The sequence below is a fragment of the Enterobacter sp. KB-221C9 genome (genome assembly GCF_041320715.1).
In the GTDB taxonomy this organism is placed as follows: Bacteria; Pseudomonadota; Gammaproteobacteria; order Enterobacterales; family Enterobacteriaceae; genus Enterobacter; species Enterobacter asburiae_D.
Genome location: NZ_JBGIWG010000010.1, coordinates 15614 through 30239, shown reverse-complemented (window position 1 = coordinate 30239; position 14626 = coordinate 15614). Strand labels below are relative to the sequence as shown.

General features: G+C 56.8%; 16 protein-coding genes. 7 read left to right on the top strand and 9 right to left on the bottom strand.

From position 1 onward, the window contains the following. The first annotated feature begins 50 nt into the window (after positions 1-50). The 4 genes from AB8846_RS15580 to AB8846_RS15565 are packed head-to-tail and all read left to right on the top strand — an operon-like array spanning position 51 to position 2544. Complete coding sequence (locus AB8846_RS15580; RefSeq protein WP_370733089.1) at positions 51-554, top strand: hypothetical protein; 504 nt, start codon at positions 51-53, stop codon at positions 552-554. Between the two features lie 9 nt (positions 555-563). Further along, complete coding sequence (locus AB8846_RS15575) at positions 564-1010, top strand: DUF421 domain-containing protein (protein WP_370733088.1); 447 nt, start codon at positions 564-566, stop codon at positions 1008-1010. Positions 1011-1021: 11 nt separating this feature from the next. Then, positions 1022-1540, top strand: coding sequence for a 2-oxo-tetronate isomerase (locus tag AB8846_RS15570; protein ID WP_331412331.1), 519 nt, complete (start codon positions 1022-1024; stop codon positions 1538-1540). A 17-nt stretch (positions 1541-1557) separates the two neighbouring features. After that, positions 1558-2544, top strand: coding sequence for an SDR family oxidoreductase (locus tag AB8846_RS15565; protein WP_370733087.1), 987 nt, complete (start codon positions 1558-1560; stop codon positions 2542-2544). Here AB8846_RS15565 and AB8846_RS15560 read toward each other — a convergent pair whose 3' ends face one another. From AB8846_RS15560 to AB8846_RS15525, 8 genes are all read right to left on the bottom strand, one after another. Then, on the bottom strand, positions 2545-4170 hold the full coding sequence (locus AB8846_RS15560; protein WP_370733086.1) for an alpha-amylase family protein: 1626 nt from the start codon (positions 4168-4170) through the stop codon (positions 2545-2547). A gap of 8 nt (positions 4171-4178) precedes the next feature. After that, complete coding sequence (gene cydB, locus AB8846_RS15555; RefSeq protein ID WP_370733085.1) at positions 4179-5189, bottom strand: cytochrome d ubiquinol oxidase subunit II; 1011 nt, start codon at positions 5187-5189, stop codon at positions 4179-4181. Next, positions 5189-6592, bottom strand: coding sequence for a cytochrome ubiquinol oxidase subunit I (locus AB8846_RS15550; protein ID WP_063142818.1), 1404 nt, complete (start codon positions 6590-6592; stop codon positions 5189-5191). The genes cydB and AB8846_RS15550 overlap by 1 nt, the downstream gene beginning before the upstream one ends. Before the next feature lie 68 nt (positions 6593-6660). Further along, the gene (locus tag AB8846_RS15545) at positions 6661-7533 is read right to left on the bottom strand and encodes a manganese catalase family protein (RefSeq protein ID WP_063142817.1); all 873 of its coding nucleotides are present in this window, start codon (positions 7531-7533) and stop codon (positions 6661-6663) included. Between the two features lie 15 nt (positions 7534-7548). Next, entirely contained in the window at positions 7549-8055 is a 507-nt protein-coding gene (locus tag AB8846_RS15540) for a ferritin-like domain-containing protein (RefSeq protein ID WP_024908416.1), read from the bottom strand. A gap of 24 nt (positions 8056-8079) precedes the next feature. Then, the gene (locus tag AB8846_RS15535) at positions 8080-8283 is read right to left on the bottom strand and encodes a hypothetical protein (protein WP_023335667.1); all 204 of its coding nucleotides are present in this window, start codon (positions 8281-8283) and stop codon (positions 8080-8082) included. Between the two features lie 23 nt (positions 8284-8306). Beyond that, a complete protein-coding gene (locus AB8846_RS15530; protein WP_063142816.1) occupies positions 8307-8801 on the bottom strand; it encodes a ferritin-like domain-containing protein in 495 nt (164 codons plus the stop codon). Between the two features lie 94 nt (positions 8802-8895). Then, positions 8896-9081: a general stress protein gene (locus tag AB8846_RS15525; protein ID WP_063142815.1), complete on the bottom strand. Its 186-nt coding sequence runs from the start codon at positions 9079-9081 to the stop codon at positions 8896-8898. Between the two features lie 527 nt (positions 9082-9608). Between AB8846_RS15525 and AB8846_RS15520 the strand changes: the two genes are divergently transcribed. Both AB8846_RS15520 and AB8846_RS15515 read left to right on the top strand, forming a co-directional pair. Beyond that, positions 9609-10952 carry a VOC family protein gene (locus AB8846_RS15520; RefSeq protein ID WP_063142814.1) on the top strand — a complete coding sequence of 448 codons (1344 nt, stop codon included), beginning with the start codon at positions 9609-9611 and terminating at the stop codon, positions 10950-10952. A gap of 43 nt (positions 10953-10995) precedes the next feature. Next, positions 10996-12501 (top strand): carboxylesterase/lipase family protein, encoded by a 1506-nt coding sequence (locus AB8846_RS15515; RefSeq protein ID WP_370733084.1) that lies wholly within the window; start codon positions 10996-10998, stop codon positions 12499-12501. Here AB8846_RS15515 and AB8846_RS15510 read toward each other — a convergent pair. Then, on the bottom strand, positions 12488-13330 hold the full coding sequence (locus tag AB8846_RS15510) for a LysR family transcriptional regulator (RefSeq protein ID WP_370733083.1): 843 nt from the start codon (positions 13328-13330) through the stop codon (positions 12488-12490). The genes AB8846_RS15515 and AB8846_RS15510 overlap by 14 nt on opposite strands. 115 nt (positions 13331-13445) lie before the next feature. Here AB8846_RS15510 and AB8846_RS15505 point away from each other — a divergent pair, with 115 nt between their 5' ends. Then, entirely contained in the window at positions 13446-14615 is a 1170-nt protein-coding gene (locus AB8846_RS15505; protein ID WP_370733082.1) for a pyridoxal phosphate-dependent aminotransferase, read from the top strand. The last annotated feature ends 11 nt before the right edge of the window (positions 14616-14626 follow it).

The following is a 14626-nucleotide window of genomic DNA, read 5'->3' as shown; positions in this document are numbered from 1 at the left end:
GCGTTAGAAATCAAAATTATCGGTTAATAAGCGAAACGGTGACGACGGCCATGAAGCGTGAAAATGAAAAGTTACCCGGGATAGATGAGCGTTACCGTTTGCTGACGTTTGAATACGCGTTTCGTCAGGTGGGTTTTATTGTTCTGTTGGCTATTATCGTCGCGGCCATTGCCGGTCTGTTTTCCAGCGGAATGGTCAGCGACACGGTCAAAACGAATGCCGCTAAATCACTGACCATAAATTATGAACGCTTTGGACGACGGGAGACGGAGACGCGGATGCAGTTCGCGTTTCCGGTGCAATCCGAGGGGAAGTATACCCTCAGCATGACCAGCGAGAGCAGCGATGTTTATGAGCCCGGCAGCGTCTGGCCGCAGCCGGACAGCATGTTCAGCCGCGGGAAGACCCTCTTTTTTGTCTATAACAACCTGAAAAAGTCAGACAGCTTCTCTGTGTTACTTTTCACGACACCTTCCAGAGCCGGTAAATGGAACACCGTCATCCGCGTCAACAGCGAGCCGGAGATTAAGATCTGGCAATTAATTTACCCGTAGGAGGCAGATATGGATATGGTCTTTCGCGCGCTGGCTATTTATCTGTTCCTCATGGTGGTATTTAAGGTGGCCGGACGCCGCGCGCTGCTGCAGATGACCAGCTTCGATCTCATTCTGCTTTTGATAATTAGTGAGGCCACACAGCAGGCGCTCCTCGGACAAGATTTTTCCGTCACCGGTGCGATGATTACCATTACCACGCTGGTGGTGGTTGATATTATATTTGGGCTGATGAAGAAATATTTTTCCCCGGTAGAGAATATTCTGGATGGCACTCCCGTGATTCTGGTCGAGAACGGCGTGCCGTTAGCCGATAAGCTGAAAAAAGTCGATGTCTCCTGCGATGATATTCTGGTGTCAGCCCGGCAGAATAATGGCATTACGGAAATAAGCGACATTAAATATGCCATACTTGAGTGCAATGGGCATATTTCAATCATTCCTTTCGAGAAATAAGAGGCGGCAAGATGAGCAATCTTTTTCACGACAGCAATAATACCGTGGGTGAACTGACTAAAAAGCTGGCAAGCAAATTAACCGATCTCGGGCTTCGCTTAACCACCGCGGAATCCTGCACGGGCGGCAAGCTCTCGGTGGCGCTTTGCGCAGAGGAAAACACCGCCGAATTTTATGATGTCGGCCTGGTCGTGTTCAGCGACGAAGCCAAAACGCGGATCCTCGGCGTGCGTCCTGAAACGCTTGCGCGGTATACCGCCGTCAGCGAACAGACGGTTACCGAGATGGCCGCCAGTATTCGCGACATCGCCCAGGCGGATATAAGCATCGCCATCAGCGGCTACGCGGGTCCGGAAGGGGGTGAGGATGGCACGGCGGCGGGGACGGTCTGCTTTGCGTGGAATAGACGTGGCGAGACGAAAACCCGCACCGTGCTTTTCTCCGGTGACTGTCAGGACGTGGTGGAAAAAGCGGTGCATTTCTCGCTGGCGGAGCTGCTGGCAGCATTGTCGGACGGGAATAACGGTTAAACTCACGGGGAGGTTCTATGGCTGTCATAGTGATTACCGGCGGAACGGCGGGCGTGGGAAAAGCCACGGCGCTGCACTTTGCAAAGGCAGGTTACGACGTTGGGCTCATCGCCCGCGATGAAGCAAGCCTGCACTCCACCCAGAAGGAGCTGCGGCGCTTTGGCGTAAATGCGCACGCCGTGCAGGCGGACGTCGCCGACAGCCGGGCGGTGGTGGATGCCGCTAACGAAGTTGAGTATCGCCTCGGCGCGATTGATGTCTGGGTGAACAACGCTATGGGGGCCGTCCTGGCGCCGTTTCGAACCCTTACGCCGGATGAGTTCCGTCGCGTGACTGACGTGACGTACCTCGGCTACGTAAACGGCACCCGCGCCGCGCTTGAACTCATGGTGCCGCGCGACAGGGGCGTGATTATCCAGGTGGGCTCCGCGCTGGCCTACCGTTCCATTCCATTGCAGTCAGCCTACTGCGGTGCCAAAGCGGCGATCCGCGGGTTCACCGATGCGGTGCGTACCGAGCTGATGCATGAGAACAGCCGGGTTCAGCTTTCGATGGTGCAGATGCCGGGGCTCAATACCCCGCAGTTCGAATGGGCGAGGAATAAGTTCGCCTGGGCGATGCGACCGGTGCCGCCTGTCTTTGAGCCCGAGGTGGCCGCCAGCGCCATATTCAGGGTGGCGCAAAAGCCGGTGCGCGAGCTGTGGGTAGGCAGCAGCACCATCCAGTCCATCGTCGGGCAGTTTTTCTTCCCCGGCTTACTGGACCGGCTGATGGTGAAAAAGGCCTGGGAAGGCCAGATGACCGACGATCTGAACGCGCCGGACCGCCGGGACTACCTCGATCGACCGGTTAACGACCTGCACAAAATCCATGGCCGTTTTACTGACGAGGCGAAAAACCGCGCGCCATCCGTTACCTCCGGCATGCCGGGTAAAGTGGCGCTGGGCGCCCTCGCGGTAGCGGGGATAGTGGTGACGCGTCTGATAACCCGCCGTAAACCGTAGTCAGCGCAGCGCGCTGCGGTGCGTCCAGAACCAGCGGTAGCCGTAGCCGCCAAGGCCGAGCTGAACGGTTTTACCGCAAATCAGCGCGTCATCGTAGCGTTTGTCCGCGAGACAGGCGGTCCAGGTGGCGTTGCGGATCCCTTTTGCGGTGAACTGCACCGGCTGGTCGCTGAAGTTGACGAAGGTCAGGATGCTGCGCTCGTCGGTCTCGTAATAGATCCCCAGCACCGCGTCGTCATCGATGGTGATAAGGCGAAAGGGCGCAACGGCAATTTCGGGGAACTCCGAGCGGGTATTGGCAATATCGATTATCCGGTGCAGAAGCGAGTTGCGATGAAGCAGCGAATCGGCGACGTTGATTTTCTGATAGCGGTAAGGGCCATGGTCGATAATCGGCGCGATAAATTTTTCAGGGTCGGCCGCAGAGAAACCGCCCCCCTGTGACCCTGCCCACTGCATTGGGGTGCGAACGGCGTAGCGCTCCTCCAGCTCCAGGTCGTCACCCATGCCTATCTCATCGCCGTAGCGCATCACCGGGACACCCGGCAGGGAAAACAGCACCGCGTGACAGAACGCCAGCCGCTTCCGGTCGCCGTTGAGCATCGGCGCCAGGCGGCGGCGGATCCCGCGCTGATAGACGTTCATCTCTTCGTCAGGCGCGAACGTGTCGAGGACAAACTGTTTGTCTTTCTGACTAATGCCTTCCAGATCCAGCTCGTCGTGGTTGCGCAGCCAGTTAGCAAAACAGCAGGCATCAGGCGGGACGATCATCTTTTTCACCGCATTGCGCAGCGGGCGGGCGCTTTTCCTGGCCAGGCTGACGTAGAAATACTTGTTGAGCCAGAAATTGAGCACCAGATTCAGGCGGTCATTATTGCCGAAGTAGTCCTGATAGGCTTCCACCTCGACGTCCACTTCACCCAGCAGGATCGCGTCCGGATTGCGCTGTTCGATAAGACGCCGCATATGTTCCAGGATCCACAGGCCCTTTTTTTCATCACCGTTTCCTGCCTGCGTGGTGAGGTGGGACGCGGCGTCGAGGCGAAATCCCGACACGCCCAGCTTGAGCCAGAAGAGGATGATGTTCTCAATCTCTTTTAGCACCGCGGGCGAGGTGAGGTTCAGGTCCGGCTCGTGGCGATAAAACATGTGCCGGTAGTACTGTCCTGCCTCGTCGTCCCAGCTCCAGATGCTCTTCTCCACGCCGGGGAACATGGGGGGCGTATCGTCCTCGTCGCTATCCGACCAGAGGTAATAATCACGATAGGGTGACGCCGGGCTGCGGCGCGCCTGCTGGAACCAGGGGTGCGCGTCCGACGTGTGCTGGATCAGCAGCTCGATAATCACCTGCATGCCCAGCTCGCGGGCCTGTTCGATAAAGGCGATGATATCGGCCAGCTTTCCGAAGCGGGGATCCACCTGGAGGTGGTCGCTGACGTCGTAGCCTTCATCGAGAAAGGGCGTGAGGTAAAACGGCGTGATCCAGATAACCGTCGCCCCCATGCGGCGAATATAGCGCAGCTTGGCCGCGATCCCGGCGATGTCCCCGCAGCCATCGCCGTTCAAATCATAAAATAGCGCGGTATCAATCTGGTAAATAATGGCTCGTGTATGCCAGTCGGTCATAGCGTTCCTCAGTGATAGCCTTCAGTATCCGACACTTTGCCCCGGAAGACGTAGTAGCTCCAGGCGGTGTACACCAGGATCACCGGAATAATCAGTAATGTTCCTACCAGCATAAACAGCTGGCTGGCAGGCGGGGCCGCGGCTTCCCACAGGGTGATGCGCGGCGGAATAATGTTCGGCCAGAGGCTGATACCGAGCCCGCTAAACCCGAGGAAGATAAGCCCCAGCGTCAGCAGGAAGGGGCGAGAGTGGCTGTCCGGGTTGCGGCTCAGGCGCCAGATCAGCACGCTGAAAAGCCCGACCAGCAGCGGAACCGGCAGGAACCAGAAGAAGTTGGGCAAGGTAAACCAGCGGTCGGCCACGTACTGCCAGCCAAGCGGCGTCCAGATGCTCACCACGGCGATGACGACCATCAGCGCCAGCAGCACGTGGCGTGTCAGCACGCGCATGCGGGCCTGCAGCGCGCCTTCACTTTTCATAATGAGCCAGGTGGTGCCCAGCAGCGTGTAGGCGACGACCAGACCGATACCGCAGAAGAGGTTGAAGGGGGTGAGCCAGTCAAGCGCGGAGCCTACAAAACGTCGACCCTCGACGTCAAAGCCGTTGATCATTGCGCCCACGACGATGCCCTGGCTGAAGGTCGCGAGCAGCGATCCGCCCGCAAAGGAGTAGTCCCAGAACTTTCGGTGTGACGGCGTGGCTTTAAAGCGAAATTCGAACGCCACGCCGCGAAAGATCAGGCCAATTAGCATGGCGGTAAGGGGAATGGTCAACGCATCCACGATCACCGCATAGGCCAGCGGAAAGGCGCCGAATAACCCTGCGCCGCCGAGCACCAGCCAGGTTTCGTTGCCGTCCCAGACCGGCGCGACGCTGTTCACCATCACATCACGCTCTTTGGCATCGCCCACGAAGTTAAACAGCAGGCCGATGCCTAAATCAAAGCCATCCATGATGATGTACATCAGCGTGGCAAAGACGATGATGGCAAACCAGATAACTGAGATATCGACGCCCATCAGGTTCTCTCCTCTTCAGGAACAGACTCGGCGGCAGACAGCGGACGGGCGGGCGTGCCCGAGGTGTTTGACGTCAGCGTATCGACAGGCTGCGGTCCTTTCTTAATCAGCCGAATGAGGTAAACATAGCCTACGCCAAACACCGACGAGTAGACGACGAAGAACGCCAGCAGGCTGATGCTCATCTGCAGGGTGCTGTGCAGCGATACCGCGTCGATGGTGCGCAGATAGCCATAGACCACCCACGGCTGACGGCCCACTTCGGTGGTTACCCAGCCGGCGAGCAGCGCCAGCAGACCGGCAGGCCCCATGAAGAGGGCAAACCAGTGGAACGGACGAGAGTGGTAAAACCGATGACGATAGCGCAGCCAGACGCCAATCAGACCGAGAGTAATCATCAGCAGCCCCATCCCAACCATGACGCGGAACGACCAGAAAACGATGGTCGAGTTTGGGCGATCTTCTTTCGGAAAGTCTTTCAGCGCCGGAACCTGCTTGTCCAGGCTGTGCGTCAGGATAAGGCTGCCGAGCGCGGGGATCTCAAGACCGTATTTGGTGCGCTCCTCGTCCATATCCGGCAGGCCAAACAGCAGCAGCGGGGTGGCCTCGCCGGGCGGGTTTTCCCAGTGTCCCTCAATGGCGGCAATTTTGGCCGGCTGATGCTCAAGCGTGTTCAGGCCGTGCATATCGCCCACGACCGCCTGGATGGGGGCGACCAGCAGCGCCATCCACATCGCCATGGAAAACATGGTGCGAACGGCGGGGGTATCGTTACCGCGCAGCAGATGCCACGCGCCCGACGCGCCGACAAACAGCGCGCTGCTCAGAAACGCGGCGATAGCCATATGAATAAGGCGGTAAGGGAAGGAGGGGTTAAAGACGATCGCCAGCCAGTCCTGCGGAATAACCTGTCCGTTCTCGATAGTGAAGCCCTGCGGCGTATGCATCCAGCTGTTGGACGCGAGGATCCAGAAGGTCGACATCAGCGTGCCGAGCGCCACCATGCAGGTTGAAAAGAAGTGCAGGCCGGGGCCGACCTTATTCCAGCCGAACATCATGACCCCAAGGAAACCAGCTTCAAGGAAGAAGGCGGTTAACACCTCATAGGTCAGGAGTGGGCCGGTGATACTGCCCGCGAACTGGGAGAACCCGCTCCAGTTGGTGCCAAACTGGTACGCCATGACCAGCCCGGACACGACGCCCATCCCGAAGTTAACGGCAAATATCTTGAGCCAGAAATGGTAAAGCGATCGCCAGACGTCGTTTTTGGTGCGCAGCCACATGCCCTCCAGTACCACCAGATAACTGGCGAGGCCGATGGTGATCGCGGGAAAAAGGATATGAAACGAGACGGTAAAAGCGAACTGAATTCTGGCCAGATGAAACGCGTCGAGTTCGAACATGGTCCGTACCTCTGAAACGATGGGGCACGAGAATTGCCGTGCAGTTTATGGCTGCCCGGCAAAACCGATTACGGTTTAGTCTTACCGGCACCCAGCTCGGCACCGGTCAGCGGGTCGGAATGTGGATCGGACTTCGTGCGGGCAGACATCGCCTTGACCAGGGTTGCCTGTTCGGTCGTGAGCGTGACGCTTGCACTGCCATCGCCGCCGTCAACCGCAGGCTGGGGGGACTCAACGTAATCGAAATGTTTATCGCTGTTCCAGCTTCCGCGAACCTCTCCACCTTCAGACATATTGTAGTACTTGTTGGTGAATTCCTCGATTGGCGGCAGTTTCCCCGGCGGGAAATTATTACGGATGGACTGCAGCGCCTTCTCAAAGGAGAGTTGATGCGCCGCCTCGCGCGTCATCAGAAACGCCAGGGCATCCTTTACGCCGGGATCGTCGGTCACGTTGATCAGCCGTTCATAGATGATCTTAGCTCTGGCTTCCGCTGCCACGTTTGAGCGCAGGTCCGCCGTTGGCTCGCCGATGGTGTCGACGTAGGCCGCGGTCCAGGGCACGCCCGCAGAGTTAGTGAGTGGGGTGCCGCCCCCGTAGAGCAGGGAGGTAATATGGCTGTCATTGCCGTTTTCGGTCATGGAGCGATACAGATCGGCCTCGTTTTCCACCCCTTCCGCCAGCGCGCCTTTGGCACCTTTGTTCAGCATACCGACCAGGGTACCGATGATTTCGAGGTGGCTTAACTCCTCGGTGGCGATATCCATCAGCATATCCTTACGGCCCGGATCGTCATCGCTCAATCCTTGCGTAAAGTACCGGCAGGCGGCAGCCAGTTCGCCCTGCGGCCCGCCGAACTGTTCCAGTAAAAGGTTGGCGAGGCCAGGGTTAGGTTCGGCAACGCGAACCGTATATTGCAGCTGTTTAACGTGTCGGAACATGGTGATTCTCCAGGATTATTTTTTTGCTTCGACGCCCGATGCGTCTGAACGCAGCAGGAACTGTTCCGTGGTCTGCGGAATATGACGAATCAGCCAGTCGGCCATTTCGCGTTCTTCCGCCAGAATCGTCTCGATGGCCGGCACCGAGGCGACGTCGCCTGCTTTCTTAGCCGCCGCGAGGAGGGAGGTATAACAGGCAATTTCGAACTGTTCGAAAACATAGCCGCTGATCGAACCCTTAACGATCTCATCAGACGGGAACATGCCGCCGATGGACTGCCCAAGCGCCGCCATTTTGCTCATGGAGTCTTTTAAAACCGAACGAGAAATATCATTCCGGTCGAGGATTTCTTCCAGCAGGGTAATTTGCCGTTTTGTCTCATTAATATGCTGCTCAATTCTGGCGCGAACATCAGGATAATTATCGATACGGCTGGCCATGGATTCCAGCATAGATTCGGCTTGCTTTTCCATCGCATGGGCATCGCGTAGCCAGTCATGGTAGTGTTCTACGTGATTCATCATTGTATCCTCATTAGGGTTCGCTTATTTGGTCTCACTTTCAGCAGCCTGATCGGCACGCGCGGCACTGTAGCCAGATAAATGGCCGACAATATTGGCGTAAATACTGATGATAATGACCCATAGCACGCTGCTCTTCCACCATATTACGGAAGGGATGGCGAGAATGAACCATATTATGGCTGCCGTTAAATGGCACCGTTTAATTGTCCTGGGACTGATGCTCATTTTATTTAACCTGAGTTATTGCGTCATTTCTGCGCTTTTTGGTTAATATTGCCTACGGCCAGGTCGGTGAGTTTAAGATCGGTTTCTTTTTCTTCTTCCAGCGTCTCGGCAAGAAGTTTAACGGCTTTTTTATAGCCCAGCTGTTCTGCTAATGTCGCGAGGGTGCCGTAGCTGGCAATTTCGTAATGCTCGACTTTTTGCGCAGCGGCAATTAACGCGGCATCACGTACTTCATTTTTTTCGGTGCTTTCAATGACTTCATTGGCTTCTTCAATTAAGCCCTCCATCGCCACGCACTTCATGCGCTTAATCCTGATACCGTCTTCTTGTTCGACGATCTGGTCGATACGTTCGATCTGACCCTGCGTCTCTTCAAGGTGTGCGGTAAAGGCTGCGCTCAGCTTCTCACTGGAGGCGGCGCGGGCAAGCTTGCTGAGTGCTCGGGTAAGCTGCTTTTCAGCACTGTAGGTATCCGACAGAAGATGAATAAAAACATCCTCGACGCTTTTCATATTCATAATAATTACGCTCCGGTAAAATAAAGAAAGGTTACTGCGAGCTATTCAGCCCGCAGCATGCTCTCAGGTTTTATTAAAAGAGTTTTAAATAAGATCAGGAGTTATCAGATTTACGGCCTCCGCCGTGACTGTTCTGGCCCCCTTTCTTACCCGCTTCGGATGCGCGTTGCGGATCGTTTTTAAAATTCCCACCGCTTTGCTGGCCGCCTTTACGTCCAGCTTCTGATGCTTTGTCACGGTCTTCAGCGAAATTACCGGAACCACCACGATGCTCTGCCATATTAAACCTCATAGTCATATATTGGTTATGTCAGTACGATACGAAAATATTTCCGTATCACTCGTCGTTCGAGTAATAACTCTAGTCGCTGTGCGTCATCCGTCAAATGCGTTTTGCTATTTGCGGTTGCGTTATTTTTTAAATATCGTGGCGTTTACGCTTCGCTTGTTCGAAAAATAGGGATGAGCAGGAGGGACTTGAAAACAAATGATCGGAATAGTCCTAAGTTTCTGCTAAAAAATTGAAAGATGAGAATAAAAATAATGGTGTGATTAATCTGGGCAATTTGCGGCTGGGATAGAATAAAAAATTACTCCTTTATGACTAGAAAACGGAGCTCAAAATAATTATCAGGAAAATTGTGGTAAAACAGGCGAGGCGAAAGGGCGGTTCTGGCAGGCCTGTCCAGAGGCCGGTAGCACACGGTTTGACCACTGTCGTCTTAAGATCACAAATCAGAAATTCTTCCCCCCGGAAGGAACGGGTTTCTCTACACTCCAGGTAATATTCACTGGAGGCATGACATCATGGCGAACACCATCACGGCTGATGACATTCGGGAACGCTTTTCGCAGGCTATGTCGGCGATGTACCAGCAGGAAGTTCCGCAGTACGGCACCTTGCTCGAACTGGTTGCGGACGTAAACCTGGCGGTTCTGGAAAATAACCCACTATTACATGAACAACTGGCAAACGCCGATGAGCTTGCGCGGTTGAACGTTGAGCGTCACGGGGCGATCCGCGTCGGCACGGCACAGGAACTTTCAACCCTGCGCCGTATGTTTGCCATTATGGGCATGTACCCCGTCAGCTATTACGATCTCTCGCAGGCGGGGGTGCCGGTCCACTCAACGGCATTTCGCCCGATAGAGGATGCCGCCCTGTGTCGAAATCCGTTTCGTATCTTTACCTCGCTGCTGCGCCTTGAGCTGATTGAAAACGTCGCGCTGCGCGAGCGTGCCGCAGAGATCCTGTCTCACCGGAACATCTTTACCCCCCGCTGTCTGGAACTGATCGACCTCCACGAGTCGGAAGGGCACTTTACTGACGCACAGGCTCACGAGTTTGTGCAGGAAGCGTTAGAGACCTTCCGCTGGCACCGCCATGCGACGGTCGATCGGGAGACCTATCTGGCCCTGAGCCACGAGCATCGCCTGATTGCCGACGTGGTCTGCTTCCCGGGCTGCCATATTAACCACCTCACGCCTCGCACGCTCGATATTGACCGGGTGCAGGAGCTGATGCCGAAGTACGGTATTGAGCCAAAAATTCTGATCGAAGGGCCGCCGCGTCGCGAGGTGCCCGTCTTATTGCGTCAAACCAGCTTCAAGGCGCTGGAAGAGCCGGTGCTGTTTGCCGGTGAACATAAAGGCACCCACACCGCGCGCTTCGGTGAGATTGAACAGCGCGGCGTGGCGCTGACCCGGAAAGGCCGTGAACTGTACGATAGCCTGCTCGCCCAGGCCGGTACCGGTAAAGATAACCTGACGCACCAGCTGCATTTGCGGGAGATCTTTAATGCATTCCCGGACAGCGAAATGCTCATGCGCCGTCAGGAGCTGGCCTATTTTCGCTATCGCCTGACGCCATCAGGGGAAGCCCATCGTCATGCGTTTCGTCCGGGAGACGATCCGCAGCCGCTGATTGAGCGCGGATGGGTGGTTGCCCAGCCGATCACCTACGAAGATTTCCTTCCGGTCAGCGCCGCGGGGATTTTCCAGTCCAATCTCGGGAACGAAACCCAGGCCCGCAGCCACGGTAACGCCAGCCGCGATGCGTTTGAAGAGGCGCTGGGCTGCCCGGTGTATGACGAGTTTACGCTCTACCAGGAGGCTGAAACGCGCAGCAAACAGCGTTGCGGTTTGCTCTGAAATCGTTACTCTGCTGGGGTGTGATGGAAAAAATAAGGTTGTTATGCAAAATCCTTCCGCCCCTGTGGTTGAAACGCGCCAGGGCGCACTGACTGGTTTAACCGATGAAAACGTTCACCTCTGGTGCGGTATTCCCTACGCCGCACCGCCCGTGGGGGAGTGGCGCTGGCGCTCACCTCGGCCCCCTGAACGCTGGGATGGCCTGCGCGAGGCCACGGCTTTCTCGCCCTCAAGCTGGCAAAGCAGCGAGTATTGTCAGGAGTTAGGCGGCGGCGATCCGGGCCAGTTTTCTGAAGATTGTCTCTATCTTAACGTCTGGTCCCCCACAGAGCGCGCCGAGCCGCTTCCGGTTATGGTCTGGCTGCACGGGGGCGGGTTTACGATTGGTGCCGGTGGCCTGCCGCCGTATAACGGCAAAGCGCTGGCCACGCGCGGCGTGGTTGTCGTGACCATCAACTACCGTCTCGGTCATCTCGGCTTTTTCGCCCATCCGGCGCTGGAAGGGGAAGAAGATCGCGTGGTGCATAATTTTGCCCTGCTGGATCAGATCGCCGCCCTCGAATGGGTGCGGGAAAATATCGCCGGGTTTGGTGGCGATCCCGCTAATGTGACCCTGTTTGGCGAATCCGCTGGCGCGCGCAGCGTGCTCTCTCTGCTGGCCTCGCCGCTGGCAGCAGGATTGTTCCATAAGGCGATTGTCCAAAGCGGATATACCCTGCCGGACACGCCGCGCGAGCAGGCGCTGCAAAAAGGGGAAGCGTTGGCCGCCCATTTCGGTCTGGAAAATGCGACCGCCGAGCAGCTGCGCGCCATTCCGCCCGACGCATTCTGGCCGCTCACCGCGCCGCTGAACGTTGCTCCGGCGCCCATCGTCGGAGATTGCGTTCTGCCGGAAGCCATGCTGGACGTCTTTTTCGCCGCCCGTCAGCATCCCGTGCCGGTGATGATTGGCTCCAACAGCGATGAAGCCAGCGTGATGGCGGTGTTTGGCATCGATCTCGCCGGACAAATTCAGAAGCTTCGCCGGGAGCGTCGCTTCGGGCTGGGGCTGATTAAGCTGCTCTATCCGGGCGTGAAGGGCGATGAAGAGCTGGGCAGGCAGGTGTGCCGCGACATGGCCTTTACCACCATGGGCTACGTGGTGATGCAGGCCCAGCAGCGCGTGGGTGGGTTGTGCTGGCGCTACTGGTTTGACTATGTCGCAGAGGCGGAACATGGCACGTATATCAACGGCGCCTGGCACGGCAACGAAATTCCCTATGTCTTCGATACGCTCGGCCAGGTGGAGCCTTCACGTCATTATGTCAATGAGCGGGATCTGCAGTTTGCTGCCCAGGTGGCGGATTACTGGGTGAGCTTCGCGCGTGACGCGGGTCGTCGCGACAGCCTGCCCGGGCCAGCGCACTGGCCCGCGTGTCGCAAAGGGCGGGACGTTCTGTTACGCATTGGCGTGAATAAACATGCAGCTTTCAGGCTTGAAAACCGCTTTATGCGCGCCCGCATGAGCCTCTTTAAACGGGTGATGAAGCATCACGTCAGCCTCGATTAAGCAAACAGGCGCGAAACGCCGCGAGACCATTTTCCTCGCCTGGCGTTTCGCGCAGCACCAGCCGGTAGCTTGCGCCGGTTTTTATGCTTGTCTCATAGGGCCGCATCAGCCTTCCTGCGTGAATATCTTCTGCCACCAGCGTCTCGTCGGCGATGGCGACGCCCAGTCCCTGAATGGCGGCCGTAATGGCGAGATCCATCGTATCGAAGTGTTGATTTTTGTGCATGACAAAGCCCGGACCTTCCTGTTTCGTCAGCCACAGCGACCAGTCGGTCTTATCCCTTGTGGGGTGAAGGAACGTTAACGATCCCAGCGCTGCTCCTGTCCGCACCGGGCTTATCACCGGGGTGAGCGCCTCGTCGAACAGCAGATCGCCTGCGCTCATGTGCGTGCCGAACACAATGGCCGCGTCGTAAGATTCGGTTTTGAAATTGACGTTGTGATCGGTGGTGGTGGTCAGCGCAATTTGCAGGTCCGGATGTTCGCGCTCCACCTCCAGCAGGCGCGGCACCAGCCAGCGCATGGCGCAGGTGGGGGCCTTTAGCCGGATCACGGTGTGCTGGCTGCGGGCCTGGTCGGCCACGGACAGCAGCTGCTCGAAAGCGGACTGGAGTTCTGGAAGCAGGGCGCTGCCCTGCGCCGAGAGGCGCAGCCCGCGCGCGTGACGTTCAAAAAGCGGAAAGCCAAACCACGCCTCAAGGGAGGCGATCTTACGGCTCACGGCACCCTGCGTCAGACACAGTTCTGCGGCGGCATGGGTAAGATTGAGGTGACGCGCGGTGACTAAAAATGCGTCAATGGCGTTAAGGGGGAGCGAACGGCGCGACATAGAAAATACCTCAGCTATGCATTTTTCTCATGGCTATTATGACAACAATTCGATTGTCCCGACAGTACAGATGTTGTTTGAATAGTTATGCAATGTCCATGAGAAGGGAAAGAGGATGACTTTACGAACGCCTGTGCAAACGCGCTCCAAACTGCCAGATGTGGGAACCACCATTTTTACCATTATCGGCCAGCTCTCGGCGCAGCATAACGCGATTAACCTTTCTCAGGGCGCACCGAATTTCTCCTGCGACCCGAAGCTGATTGCGGGCGTCACCCGCGCAATGGAGGCGGGGCATAACCAATACGCGTCAATGACCGGTCTGCCGCCGCTAAAAGAACGTATTGCCGATAAAATTGCCACGCTCTACGGCACGCGGTATGACCCTGCCAGCGAGGTGCTGGTGACCGCCAGCGCCAGCGAAGGGCTCTATTCGGCAATAAGCGGGCTGGTGCATCCGGGTGATGAGGTGATCTACTTTGAGCCGTCATTTGACAGCTACGCGCCGATTGTCCGTCTGCAGGGGGCAACCCCGATAGCCATCAAGCTCACCGTGCCGGATTTTGCCGTCAACTGGGATGAGGTTCGCGCCGCGATCACCCCGCGCACGCGGATGATCATCATCAATACGCCGCATAACCCGAGCGGCCAGGTCTTCTCCGCCAATGACCTGCAGCAGCTGGCGGCGCTGACGCGCAATACCGATATCATTATTTTGTCTGACGAAGTGTACGAACACGTCGTTTTTGACGATAAGCCGCACCACGGTATGGCCACGCACCCGCAGCTGGCGGAGCGCAGCGTGATTATTTCCTCTTTCGGAAAAACCTATCACGTCACCGGGTGGCGCGTGGGTTATTGTGTTGCACCGGCGGTACTGATGGACGAGATTTGTAAAGTCCATCAATTTTTAATGTTTTCTGCCGATACGCCAATGCAGCACGCGTTTGCTGAACATATGGTCGACCCGCAAACCTGGCTGTCGCTGTCGGCGTTTTACCAGCGCAAGCGCGATCTGCTGCACAGCCTGCTGGCGGATTCGCCGTTTACGCTGCTGCCGAGCGCCGGTTCGTTCTTCATGCTGGCGGACTACAGCCAGTTCAGCGACGAGCGCGACAGCGAGCTGGTGAAACGGCTGATCGTTGAGTACGGCGTTGCCACCATTCCACTGTCGGCGTTTTATGCGGACGGTACGGATAATAAATTGATTCGTCTCTCTTTTGCGAAAGATGAGGCGACGTTACGGGCAGGTGCCCAGGCCCTGTGTCGGGTTAAACCACGCTGAGATAGGCTCTA

Excerpts from the sequence above, each read along its gene's own strand:
- AB8846_RS15580 (WP_370733089.1), top strand. The coding sequence starts at position 51 with ATGAAGCGTGAAAATGAAAAGTTACCCGGGATAGATGAGCGTTACCGT.
- AB8846_RS15575 (WP_370733088.1), top strand. The coding sequence starts at position 564 with ATGGATATGGTCTTTCGCGCGCTGGCTATTTATCTGTTCCTCATGGTG.
- AB8846_RS15560 (WP_370733086.1), bottom strand. The coding sequence starts at position 4,170 with ATGACCGACTGGCATACACGAGCCATTATTTACCAGATTGATACCGCG.
- AB8846_RS15505 (WP_370733082.1), top strand. The coding sequence starts at position 13,446 with ATGACTTTACGAACGCCTGTGCAAACGCGCTCCAAACTGCCAGATGTG.
- AB8846_RS15570 (WP_331412331.1), top strand. The coding sequence starts at position 1,022 with ATGAGCAATCTTTTTCACGACAGCAATAATACCGTGGGTGAACTGACT.
- AB8846_RS15515 (WP_370733084.1), top strand. The coding sequence starts at position 10,996 with ATGCAAAATCCTTCCGCCCCTGTGGTTGAAACGCGCCAGGGCGCACTG.
- AB8846_RS15530 (WP_063142816.1), bottom strand. The coding sequence starts at position 8,801 with ATGAATATGAAAAGCGTCGAGGATGTTTTTATTCATCTTCTGTCGGAT.
- cydB (WP_370733085.1), bottom strand. The coding sequence starts at position 5,189 with ATGGGCGTCGATATCTCAGTTATCTGGTTTGCCATCATCGTCTTTGCC.
- AB8846_RS15525 (WP_063142815.1), bottom strand. The coding sequence starts at position 9,081 with ATGGCAGAGCATCGTGGTGGTTCCGGTAATTTCGCTGAAGACCGTGAC.
- AB8846_RS15565 (WP_370733087.1), top strand. The coding sequence starts at position 1,558 with ATGGCTGTCATAGTGATTACCGGCGGAACGGCGGGCGTGGGAAAAGCC.
- AB8846_RS15520 (WP_063142814.1), top strand. The coding sequence starts at position 9,609 with ATGGCGAACACCATCACGGCTGATGACATTCGGGAACGCTTTTCGCAG.
- AB8846_RS15545 (WP_063142817.1), bottom strand. The coding sequence starts at position 7,533 with ATGTTCCGACACGTTAAACAGCTGCAATATACGGTTCGCGTTGCCGAA.
- AB8846_RS15535 (WP_023335667.1), bottom strand. The coding sequence starts at position 8,283 with ATGAGCATCAGTCCCAGGACAATTAAACGGTGCCATTTAACGGCAGCC.
- AB8846_RS15510 (WP_370733083.1), bottom strand. The coding sequence starts at position 13,330 with ATGTCGCGCCGTTCGCTCCCCCTTAACGCCATTGACGCATTTTTAGTC.
- AB8846_RS15550 (WP_063142818.1), bottom strand. The coding sequence starts at position 6,592 with ATGTTCGAACTCGACGCGTTTCATCTGGCCAGAATTCAGTTCGCTTTT.
- AB8846_RS15540 (WP_024908416.1), bottom strand. The coding sequence starts at position 8,055 with ATGAATCACGTAGAACACTACCATGACTGGCTACGCGATGCCCATGCG.